General features: G+C 63.5%; 11 protein-coding genes. 6 read left to right on the top strand and 5 right to left on the bottom strand.

What is annotated here, in order from left to right:
* Window positions 1-177 precede the first annotated feature (177 nt).
* Entirely contained in the window at window positions 178-339 is a 162-nt protein-coding gene (locus ACFTWF_RS44730; RefSeq protein WP_378467480.1) for a hypothetical protein, read from the top strand.
* Window positions 340-377: 38 nt separating this feature from the next.
* Window positions 378-839, top strand: a complete 462-nt coding sequence (locus tag ACFTWF_RS44725) for a TetR family transcriptional regulator C-terminal domain-containing protein (RefSeq protein ID WP_378467479.1) — start codon at window positions 378-380, stop codon at window positions 837-839.
* A 227-nt stretch (window positions 840-1066) separates the two neighbouring features.
* Here ACFTWF_RS44725 and ACFTWF_RS44720 read toward each other — a convergent pair whose 3' ends face one another.
* Window positions 1067-2320 (bottom strand): LuxR C-terminal-related transcriptional regulator, encoded by a 1254-nt coding sequence (locus ACFTWF_RS44720; RefSeq protein WP_378467478.1) that lies wholly within the window; start codon window positions 2318-2320, stop codon window positions 1067-1069.
* Between the two features lie 191 nt (window positions 2321-2511).
* Between ACFTWF_RS44720 and hxlB the strand changes: the two genes are divergently transcribed.
* Entirely contained in the window at window positions 2512-3093 is a 582-nt protein-coding gene (hxlB, locus tag ACFTWF_RS44715; RefSeq protein ID WP_378467477.1) for a 6-phospho-3-hexuloisomerase, read from the top strand.
* A gap of 71 nt (window positions 3094-3164) precedes the next feature.
* Window positions 3165-3794, top strand: coding sequence for a 3-hexulose-6-phosphate synthase (gene hxlA, locus ACFTWF_RS44710; protein ID WP_378467476.1), 630 nt, complete (start codon window positions 3165-3167; stop codon window positions 3792-3794).
* 117 nt (window positions 3795-3911) lie between these two features.
* Here hxlA and zwf read toward each other — a convergent pair whose 3' ends face one another.
* Window positions 3912-5441 (bottom strand): glucose-6-phosphate dehydrogenase, encoded by a 1530-nt coding sequence (gene zwf, locus ACFTWF_RS44705; protein WP_378467482.1) that lies wholly within the window; start codon window positions 5439-5441, stop codon window positions 3912-3914.
* 219 nt (window positions 5442-5660) lie between these two features.
* Here zwf and gnd point away from each other — a divergent pair, with 219 nt between their 5' ends.
* Window positions 5661-6557 carry a phosphogluconate dehydrogenase (NAD(+)-dependent, decarboxylating) gene (gene gnd / locus ACFTWF_RS44700; RefSeq protein ID WP_378467481.1) on the top strand — a complete coding sequence of 299 codons (897 nt, stop codon included), beginning with the start codon at window positions 5661-5663 and terminating at the stop codon, window positions 6555-6557.
* 3 nt (window positions 6558-6560) lie between these two features.
* Complete coding sequence (gene pgi / locus ACFTWF_RS44695; RefSeq protein WP_378467475.1) at window positions 6561-8222, top strand: glucose-6-phosphate isomerase; 1662 nt, start codon at window positions 6561-6563, stop codon at window positions 8220-8222.
* A gap of 96 nt (window positions 8223-8318) precedes the next feature.
* On the opposite strand, the gene ACFTWF_RS44690 is transcribed toward pgi, so the two are convergent.
* The 3 genes from ACFTWF_RS44690 to ACFTWF_RS44680 form a co-directional block, all read right to left on the bottom strand.
* A complete protein-coding gene (locus ACFTWF_RS44690) occupies window positions 8319-8951 on the bottom strand; it encodes a LysR substrate-binding domain-containing protein (RefSeq protein ID WP_378467474.1) in 633 nt (210 codons plus the stop codon).
* A 2-nt stretch (window positions 8952-8953) separates the two neighbouring features.
* Entirely contained in the window at window positions 8954-9319 is a 366-nt protein-coding gene (locus tag ACFTWF_RS44685) for a LysR family transcriptional regulator (RefSeq protein WP_378467473.1), read from the bottom strand.
* Between the two features lie 438 nt (window positions 9320-9757).
* A complete protein-coding gene (locus ACFTWF_RS44680) occupies window positions 9758-9964 on the bottom strand; it encodes a hypothetical protein (RefSeq protein WP_378467472.1) in 207 nt (68 codons plus the stop codon).
* Window positions 9965-10082: the final 118 nt, after the last annotated feature.

Here is a 10082-nt window from a genome sequence, read left to right as displayed (position 1 = left end):
CGGCCCGCGGCCTCAGATCGTCGCGGCACCGGGGTTAGACACACCCCACGAGAGAGCGCACACCGGCCGGTGCGGACACGGTGCGTTCCCGCTCCCGATGACCGCAGTCCCTCGAGGAAGGACTGTCGACCCTATCAAAAGGGTCACCACACCACCCATTCTGTTTCGGATCCAGCCATGAGTATCTTGTCCCCCCGCCGCCCCCACCAGGCCCTGCCCGCTTGGCCGTCGTTACCGGACTGGTCCGACCTGATGGCCGGATTCGAGTGGCGCTCAGGAAGGGGCCTTCTGGTCGCGAAGACCGGCGGAGATCTTCCCGAGGCCATCGTGGTTGACTGAATCGTGACGGGTGCGTGGGTAGTCGATGGTGATGCCCAGTGCGGGGCGAGTATGCCGCGCAGGACTTCGGAGAGGGGTGGTCAGGTCGAGGCGGTTCAGTTTGTAGACTCCCTCGCAGCCCGGAAGCTGACCAAGGAACTCTCTGTCGGACCGTCGCCGGGCTGTGGGGGTTCGTCGAAATGTGGCGAACGATATTGATGGACAGTGACTTTCGTTCCGAGTGTTCGGTCCTCTGCGTAGCGGTGCAAGAACCCGCAGGCGACGAAGCGCCCCTCCAGGGCGCAGCCGTAGCCTTCGGGAACTGGACGGCGCTGCTCGCCGAGTCGATACGCGCGCACGGCGCCGCCGACACCGACGCCCAGCGGACCGCCACCCTGATCGTCGCCGCCATCGAAGGCCCCGTGGTCATGTGCCGCGCCGAACGCAGCACCCGCCCACTCGATCAGGCCAACGAACGACTCGAGCTCCTGATCCGTGCAGTCACCGCATCGGTCGACTAATCCACTCCGCGAACAGCGGCGACACCCGACCTCGGGCACCACATACGACAGGTCGGCCGGCAGTCGATCGCAATTGATTTCGACAGTCGATCTGCATGTCGCCAATAATGTGTAGCGCGTCACGCCCGGCGGTGCCGGAATCGCTTAGGAGTCGAGTGAGGAACATGGCCGTCGAACGGCGCTGAGATCGGTGCACAGGCTCATGTTCTGCACGCTTGCATCCTTTTTCACTTCCGAACGCTTCCTGACGAGGCTGTTCCGTCGGGTGATAGGCCGGCACGAATTCCTATCGCGCTGGCTTCTCCACGGTTGGTGACGTCGAGCTTTTGCAGCACGCTGGCGACGTGGAACTTGACGGTGCTTTCGCTGATGCCTAGCTCGTTGGCGATGGCCTTGTTGCGTTTTCCTACCGTCAGGTGCGCGAGCACCTCGAGTTCCCGAGGGTTGAGTGTGGACAATAGGTTCTCGTCCGGGCGAACTGCCGGCGGATCCAGTGGGATCAAGAGTGTGACCCTGCTGCCCCACCCGGTGATGCTCTCGATTTCGACGCGCCCGCGCAAGGTATGCAATCGTCCGGCGAGTTGCCTGGTAAGGGCGGTGCTGTCGATGCCTCCCGAGCCTTGATCGCGGATCTCGATCAGTACGTTGTTTCCGTCGCAGTCCCACGCGACCCGCAGCCGGGACAGCACCGGTTGTGCTCCAAACGCCAGGGCGATCGTCCGGACCATGGCCCTGGCTGCATGTGCAACTTCCCCGGGGAGGGGGCGCCCGTCGGCCGGGGGCTCGACGTAATCGATCTCGACATTGCAGTGCCGGAGAAGGGGGCGTAGTTCACCTTGCAGCCGAGCGAACGCGGTGGTGACCGCTTCCTCGGAAAGAGCTCGATCGGCATCGCCGGCTGAACGGAGCGCGATCAACGCTGCTGACGCAGTTTCGCTGGCAGTGATACGGGAGCGGCGGTCGTCGAGATCGTTCGATCGCAGTGTCCCCAGGATCGAGGACAGGGTGGCGTCGTGGATCTCGGTGAGTTCGGCGATGGTGCGCGCCCGTTCGCTGGATGCGGCGCGGGACTCGGCGAGGTAGTCGGGGCTGGCCTGCGCGACCTGCTGACGGATCGAGGTGGCGACGATGCCGAACAGCGCGGTGATCAGATCCGGATCGGGAGCCTCGGGGTACAACCGCCTGGGCGCAATGACCAAGAGGGTGTCGGTGGCATCGCGCACAGCCCAGATCCGGCGGCGCGCCCCTCCGAGAGGGTGGATGCCGTCGAGTACTGCACCGAGATCCGTCAACTGCTTGAGCGCATCAAGCTCGTCGATCGTGACCCTGTCGACGATCTCGTGGTTCCCGGCGACCTTCCGTGGCCGCCCGGTGCATTCTCGGGTGAAGATCACCAGCGCGTCATGTGACCACAGTGAAGTCAGGTACTTGGAGAATCGGCTCGCGATGTCGGGCAGCGAACCCGCGATTACCGTGCGCATGTCTACCCACGATTGAGCTTGCTGCCAGCTGGTCTTCTCCACACCTACCACGCGTTCACCGTAGGGCAGAAGGACGTGCGCCGGCACTGGCCATCAGGCCAGCGCGAACTCGCCGAGCGACCGGGTGCCGTCGCGAAGTGCGGTCGGCAATCTTGATCCCACAACCGGACCGGCTATCACCGAGGAGGATCATGACCGTCACCGTCGAAGACACTCGCACACGGTTCGACGATGGGCGTCGTATCGTGCTGAACGAAAACGAACGGCTGCTCAATTCCGTTGCCGCCGAGCAGTGGGACCGTGCCGGCGCGCTGATAACCTCTGCTCGTGCAGTGTTCGTGATCGGCAACGGGCGAAGCGGCCTGGCCGTGCAGATGGCCGCGATGCGTCTGATGCACCTCGGCCTGCGCGTCCATGTGGCCGGCGAGGTTACCGCTCCTGCCATCGGGGCAGGTGATGTCCTGATTGCAGTGTCCGGATCCGGCACCACGGCCTCCGTGGTCGGGGCCGCCGACACCGCGAAGAAGCTCGGTGCCTCCATCGTCGCAGTGACCATTGCCTCCACATCCCCTCTGGCGCAGAGGGCCGATGAGGTCCTCGTTCTGCCCGCTGCGGACAAACAAGACCACAATGCCGACATCACGGCGCAATATGCGGGCAGCCTGTTCGAACAATCCGTGCTGCTCGCCTTCGACGCCCTGTTCCAGTCGTTGTGGTCGCACGCGGATCAGACCGCCGAACGGCTGTGGGAGCGGCACGCCAACCTCGGCTGAACCGAGCACATCTCTGACTTTTCAGAACCGAAGAAAACAGAACGTCCCAGTAAAGGAACCAGGAGAACCACATGACGAAGCTTCAGGTAGCGGTCGACCTTCTCACCACTGCTGACGCCCTTGCGCTGACGAACAAGGTCGCCCCGTACGTCGACATCATCGAACTCGGCACCCCGCTGATCAAGAGCGCCGGCCTCAGCGCCATCAGCGCGATCAAGGCCGCGCACCCGGACAAGGAGGTCTTCGCCGACCTCAAGACCGCCGATGCAGGCTTCCTCGAGGCCGACCTGGCCTTCGAAGCCGGCGCGGACCTCGTCACGGTGCTCGGTGCTGCCGGCGATGCGACGATCAAGGGTGCCGTCGAGGCCGGGCAGAAGCACGGCAAGAAGGTCGTTGCCGACCTGATCGGCGTCGAGAACCGTGTCGAGCGTGCGCGGGAGATCGCCAAGCTCGGTGTCGCGTTCGTCGAGATCCACGCCGGTCTCGACGAGCAGGCCCAGCCCGGCTACTCCATCCAGACGCTCCTCGACGATGGCAAGCTCGCCGGTGTGCCCTTCTCAATCGCCGGTGGCGTCAAGATCGACACCATCAAGGCGGTGCGCGACGCGGGAGCCGACGTTGCGGTCGCCGGTGGCGCCATCTACAGCGCCGCCGACCCGGCCGCTGCGGCGAAGGCCCTCAAGGATACTCTCGCCAAGTAGGATAGAACCGTGAAAATGCCCTGAGCGATGCTGCTCAGGGCATTTTCGTATCTGGCGCGAGTCTGCGATCTCGGTTTTCGGTCGACCCGGAGATCGACCGAAACCCGACGTCCATGATTAGAGTGCGCGCCACTCACGACCGGACTGGGTCAGGATCCGGTTGGCGGAGGCGGGGCCCGCGGTACCGGCCGGGTAGGTGTCCGGGTGGCCATGTGTGGCCCAATGCTGCAGGAGCGGGTCGATGATCCGCCAGGAGTGTTCGACTTCCTCCCGGCGGGGGAAGAGTGTGCCGTCACCGCGCAGGACATCCCCGATCAGCCGCTCGTAGGCTTCGGGTGCGGGGTCGAACACCGACCGAAAGTCCATGCCCAGACTCACCGGCTGAATCTGCATGCCACCGCCGGGGCGTTTGGCACCGATATGCAGCTCGATCCCGTCGTTGGGCTGGACCCGGAAGATCAGGACGTTGGACACAGCGGCAGCGCGGGCGGCTGGTGAGCCGTGGACGGGCGGAGTAAAGGTGACTGCGATCTCGGTGGTCCTGCGTGCCAATCGTTTTCCGGTACGGATGTAAAACGGCACCCCAGCCCACCGGCGTGTGGTAATCCCGACGGTCAGCGCCGCGAAGGTCTCGGTCGCCGAGTCGGCCGGGAAACCGATCTCGTCAGTCAAGCCAGGCACCGGTAGTCCGCTGTCGCTCCCGGGGCCGTATTGGCCCCGGGCTGAGGTCTGCTCCAATGGGCCGACAAGTTCGGCGGCGGAGAGGATCTTGATCTTCTCGGAGGCGATGCTGTCGGCGTCGAATCCCACGGGTTCCTCCATCGCGATCAACGCCAGTAGCTGCAGCAAGTGGTTCTGAATGACGTCGCGCGCGGCGCCTACGCCATCGTAGTAACTGGCCCGCCCGGTGACCCCGACGTTCTCGGCCATCGTGATCTGCACGTGATCGATATGCCGGTTGTTCCACAACGGTTCGAACATCCCGTTCGCGAACCGCAGCGCCAAGATGTTCTGCACCGTCTCCTTCCCCAGATAGTGATCGATCCGGTACACCGAAGATGGTGGAAATGCCTGCGCCAACACACCCTCGAGTGCGCGGGAGCTGGGCAGATCCTGACCGAAAGGTTTCTCCACCACCACCCGCCGCCACCCCTGCGCGGGCCGATTCAACCCGACCACCGCGAGTTGACCGCATACGGTCGAGAACGCAGACGGCGGCACCGACAGGTAGAAGACGTAGTTACCCGGCTTGCCACGACGGTGGTCGAGGACCTCCAACAGGGAAGCTAGGCGAGTGAACGCCCCGGATTCGTCGAAAGATCCCTCGATCAGATGGATGCGCTGCGTCAGCGCCCGCCACACCTCCGGGTCGAATGGCCTGCGCGCGTATGTGATCACCGACTCCCGCAGCAGTGGTTCGCTCTGGGCGGCGTCGCGGGCGAATCCGACGAGATCGAACCCGGCCGGCAGCTGACCACGATGAGCGAGATCGTAGATGGCGGGAACCAGTTTCTTGCGGGCAAGATCACCGGAAATACCGAAGATCACCAGCGACGACGACTCGGCCACCGGATCGATGTCACCGATCACCATGTTCCCGTCGGCGCTGCTGCCGATCCCACTTGTGAGCGGTGAGCTCTGCTGCATTTCAGACACGGTCACTTCTGCTGCACTCCGTAAATTAGCTCCTCGACAGACGCATTCAGACAATGCGCCGCCATCAGTGTCGAATCTTCAAGCGGGGAACGCACTTAGCCGAGCGAATAGTGGCGGCTCTCCGACCGGGCAGGTGAACCGGAGGTCGGACCGCACTACACATAGATCACGGTACGAAAGCGGATCGACAGTGAAAGTGAAGCGGTGACGATGAAACTGGGATTGGTCGGGCTCGGTCGAATGGGATCGAGCATGCGCGAGCGTCTGCGCGACAAGGGACACGACGTCGTCGGCTACGATCCGAACCCCGACGTCAGTGATGTCGAAAGCCTAGAAGCCCTGGTTGAAGCATTACCGGCGCCGAGGACGGTGTGGGTGATGGTCCCAGCCGGTGCGCCGACCCGCCAGGTGGTCGAACAACTTTCTCGCATCCTGGCCCCCGGCGACCTCGTCGTAGAGGGCGGAAACTCCCGGTTCACCGACGACAAGGTGCACGCCGCACTGCTCGCCGAATACAATATTCACTACGTCGATTGTGGGGTCTCCGGCGGTATCTGGGGACGCGAGAACGGCTACGCACTCATGGCAGGCGGTCACGAGGGCGATATCGCGCGGCTGCTGCCGATCTTCGACGCACTTCGTCCCGAAGGAGAGCGTGCCGACTCGTTCGTCCACGCCGGCGGCATCGGCGCTGGACACTACGCGAAGATGGTGCACAACGGCATCGAATACGGGCTCATGCAGGCCTACGCGGAAGGGTACGAACTTCTCGCCGCCGAGGAGTCCATCGCCGACGTCCAGGCAGTGCTGCGGGCATGGTCACAGGGCACCGTGGTGCGGTCCTGGCTGCTCGACCTGCTCGTCCAAGCGCTTTCCGATGACCCTGGGCTGGATTCGATCTCCGGGTACACCGAGGACTCGGGTGAAGGTCGGTGGACTGTCGAGGAAGCGATCGCCCACGCCGTCCCCGCTCCGGTGATCTCGGCCGCTTTGTTCGCCCGATTCGCCTCCCGCCAGGATGATTCCCCGGCGATGAAGGCAGTGTCGGCGCTTCGTCAGCAGTTCGGTGGGCACGCAGTCCGCCGTGTCCCAGTCGAGGTCGCATAACCCGTGACTACGACGTCAGTATCACCGAATATCACGGACTTCCTCGAGTGGCGCCGTCTGCAGGACCACTACACCGACATTGCCCCGGTGCACCTTCGGGAGCTGTTCGCCACTGACCCCGAGCGCGGCCGAGATCTGACGGTCACGGCCGGCGACCTGTTCATCGACTACAGCCTGGGGCGCATCGACCGCGACACCCTACCGCTGCTGGTCGAGCTGGCCCGGGCCGCCGGCCTCGAAGACCATCGCGACAGCATGCTGCGCGGCGATCCGATCAACACCACGGAAAACCGGCCCGCTTTGCATACCGCGTTGCGGCTGCCTCGGTCGGCGGAACTGTGTGTGAACGGCCGCAATGTGGTCAACGACGTGCACGGCGTGCTCGATCGGATGAGCGAATTCAGCGATCGGGTACGTGACGGCCGGTGGCGCGGCGCCACCGGGGAGCGCATCACCACAGTCGTCAACATCGGAATCGGCGGCTCCGATCTCGGACCACGAATGGTGTGCCAGGCACTGCGCACCTACTGCCACTCGGAGATCGAGATGAGGTTCGCCTCGAACGTCGATCCGGCGGACCTGCTGGCCACCCTGGTGGGCATAGACCCGGCAACCACCCTGTTCGTCGTCGCGTCGAAGACGTTCACCACCACCGAAACCCTCACCAACGCCACCGCGGCCCGAGCCTGGGTCGCCGCCGCACTCGGGGAAGACGCGATCGCTCACCATTTCGTCGCCGTGTCCACCAACGCGACAAAGGTGGCCGAGTTCGGAATCGATCCGGCCAACATGTTCGAATTCTGGGACTGGGTCGGTGGCCGCTACTCGGTTGGCTCTGCAGTCGGGTTGCCGGTGATGCTCGCGATCGGGTCCGGCGCGTTCAGGGACTTCCTGGCGGGTATGCACACCATCGATCAGCATTTCGCGACGGTCCCGTTGGAAAGGAACGCCCCGGTTCTGCTGGGGCTCCTCGGTTTCTGGTACTCGAACTTCTTCCACATCGAGACCCGGGCGGTCTTGCCCTACGCCAACGACTTGGCTCGCTTCCCCGCCTATCTGCAGCAACTGGCGATGGAGAGTAACGGTAAGACTGTGCAGTCGAATGGAACGACGGTCGACACCGCCACCAGTGCCATCTGGTGGGGTGAGGCGGGCACCAACGGGCAGCACGCCTTCTACCAGTTGCTCCACCAGGGCACCCGCCTGGCCCCGGTCGACTTCCTCGGGTTCGCGGACCCCGCGGAGGATCTGCTCACGATCGCCGGCGCCGGCAGCATGCATGACATCCTTATCAGTAATCTGCTCGCCCAACGCCGAGTACTCGCGTTCGGCCGCACACCCACCGAGCTGGCCGCCGACGGGGTCCGGCACGACTTAATTCCCCACAAGGTCATGACCGGGAACCGTCCGTCGACAACCATCCTCGCCCCTGCACTGAACCCAAACGTGCTCGGGCAACTGATCGCCCTCTACGAACACCAGATCTTCACCGAGGGGGTGTTGTCGAACATCAACTCCTTTGATCAATGGGGTGTCGAGCTCGGCAAAACGCAAGCCCTGCAATTGCACCGGGCAGTCAGCGGGCAGGATGCGGCAGAAGGAGTTGACAGCTCCACCGAGTCGATCGTGCGGTGGTACCGCGCAATCCGCCTCGGAAGCCGCTGAACGTGACCATCTGAGAACGTGGATACCCACACGCCTTCGGCATGCCTCATGCAGGGCTGCGGGCGTGTGGGGTGCCCCGCTCGAGAGCAGGCAGAGTCACACCGGGGACCCGCCCACGCCACATTCACCGCCGATCTCATGCGCGGCTGACATGACGACCTGCCGGATAAAGCGATGTTTCGGGTTGTAATTGTGAACCGGATGCCACCACATGCTGTGTACGAGTGGGTCGAGAGGAAGCGGGCATGAACGGCAGACAAGGCCATATCCGCTGGCACTGGGGTCCAACAGACGTGAGGGATACAAGGCTAGCCGGTTGCTGCCCGCCACCAACGACGGCACGGTGAGGTAGGTGTCCGTGGTCACCTGGACCCAGGGCTCGATGCCTCTGCCTCGTAACTGTTGAGCTACCGGCGTTGCTTCGGTCTGACTGTGCTGGAACAACACCCAAGGACAGGATCGTAGGTCGTCGATCGACGGGCCTCCTAGGGCAGAGGGATGATCGTGGTCCATCACAATCACCCACTCGTCGCGAAACAGCTCTTCGCTGGACAGGCTCTTGCCGAGGTCTTGCGGCACCAGCATCAAGTCCAACGCAGCCAGAATTTGTTCGGCCTGGGACAGCTGATCGGGTGCATCGGGGACGAGACGCAGTCGCGCGTGCGGCGCCTGCTCGAGCAGGTTCGCGGTCAGCCGTCCTCCCAGGAGGGCCGTCGAGTAGTCGCTCATCACTACCGAAAACTCACGTCGGGTGACTGAGACGTCGACATGGTTCCTGATGCCGAAGACTCGATCAACGCTCTCGAGAGCGAGCCGCGTATGTTGTCGGATATCCACTGCCAGGGGGTGAGCTGAAATCGGTTTCCGACCCGCCGCAGGAGGTCATCATCAAAATATCGTCGCAGCCGTCGCAGTGGGGCGGAGATTGCTGGCTGTGTCACGCCGAGTTGTTCTGCTGCCCGCGTCGCGTTTTGATGACCGAGGACGGCATCGAGAGTGATGAGCAGATTCAAGTCCAGGTTCGCCAGGGAACGCGGTAGCGAGGGCTCGTACGGAACTCGATGCTGGATCTGCTCCAGTTCGGGCCGGCTGGTCATAGCCACACCACCTTCGTCTGGTTTGTCGAAAACCGAAGCTGCAAAACACAAAAGAAACCGGATATCCCACAGTTCTTAGGTTGCCCAGCTTCGTGGGGGTGGCGCTGCGTGCTCATTCCCTCTACCACCCTGACTGCCGCTTGCCGGAGTCGAGGAGAGGCAGCAGGTGGGTATGCCTGAGCTGGCGAGCCACATCGATGGTAGGAGGACGGGCAGCAGCCGAGTCCGCGCCAGCGGAGACCAACAGGCGTGCAGCATCGTCCCTTACCCATATAGAAGGCGCCGGCGAGTGGAGAATTCCCGGTGCATTGAACCTGTTCACATCAGCTCCGCGGCAAGAGTGGGAGTATCACCGGTACGCGCCGCATCGAGGATCCGAAGTGCGAGTTCGAGAATCCGTGGATCAGCCGGCTCCGGGGGACTCGTCGACCTCGATCATCAGCTCTCGGCCTTTGCTGCCCATCCGATGTGGAGGTGGACAGTGTCGAGATCTGCGGTGGTGACGGCGGAACCTCGAAACGGCATCGCCAGGGGGTGAGAACTGCTGGAGACCGCGGCCCCATCCTTCGCGGTGGAATCTGCTGTCTGGCCCCCATTATCGGAAACAAGCAGGTAGATGATAACGCCGATGAGGACAACAGTCATGATCCATGTCCATGCGAGCATGACTGCTAGCGGACATGCCAACCTCCCTGTAGACGGACACGTTCGTCCCTGCTGACGGACAGCTGATCTCCCTGTCGATGGACATGGGGCCGGCGGT

The sequence above is a fragment of the Rhodococcus sp. NPDC056960 genome, assembly GCF_042674125.1.
Classification (GTDB): domain Bacteria; phylum Actinomycetota; class Actinomycetes; order Mycobacteriales; family Mycobacteriaceae; genus Rhodococcus_F.
Note: the sequence above shows the minus strand (reverse complement) of the source record. Positions and strands in the feature narration are given on the sequence as shown.

What these genes read in the sequence shown, in the direction of transcription:
- ACFTWF_RS44690 (WP_378467474.1), bottom strand. Translation starts at nt 8,951, where the DNA reads ATGAGCGACTACTCGACGGCCCTCCTGGGAGGACGGCTGACCGCGAAC.
- ACFTWF_RS44730 (WP_378467480.1), top strand. Translation starts at nt 178, where the DNA reads ATGAGTATCTTGTCCCCCCGCCGCCCCCACCAGGCCCTGCCCGCTTGG.
- zwf (WP_378467482.1), bottom strand. Translation starts at nt 5,441, where the DNA reads ATGCAGCAGAGCTCACCGCTCACAAGTGGGATCGGCAGCAGCGCCGAC.
- gnd (WP_378467481.1), top strand. Translation starts at nt 5,661, where the DNA reads ATGAAACTGGGATTGGTCGGGCTCGGTCGAATGGGATCGAGCATGCGC.
- hxlB (WP_378467477.1), top strand. Translation starts at nt 2,512, where the DNA reads ATGACCGTCACCGTCGAAGACACTCGCACACGGTTCGACGATGGGCGT.
- ACFTWF_RS44720 (WP_378467478.1), bottom strand. Translation starts at nt 2,320, where the DNA reads ATGCGCACGGTAATCGCGGGTTCGCTGCCCGACATCGCGAGCCGATTC.
- hxlA (WP_378467476.1), top strand. Translation starts at nt 3,165, where the DNA reads ATGACGAAGCTTCAGGTAGCGGTCGACCTTCTCACCACTGCTGACGCC.
- ACFTWF_RS44685 (WP_378467473.1), bottom strand. Translation starts at nt 9,319, where the DNA reads ATGACCAGCCGGCCCGAACTGGAGCAGATCCAGCATCGAGTTCCGTAC.
- ACFTWF_RS44680 (WP_378467472.1), bottom strand. Translation starts at nt 9,964, where the DNA reads ATGACTGTTGTCCTCATCGGCGTTATCATCTACCTGCTTGTTTCCGAT.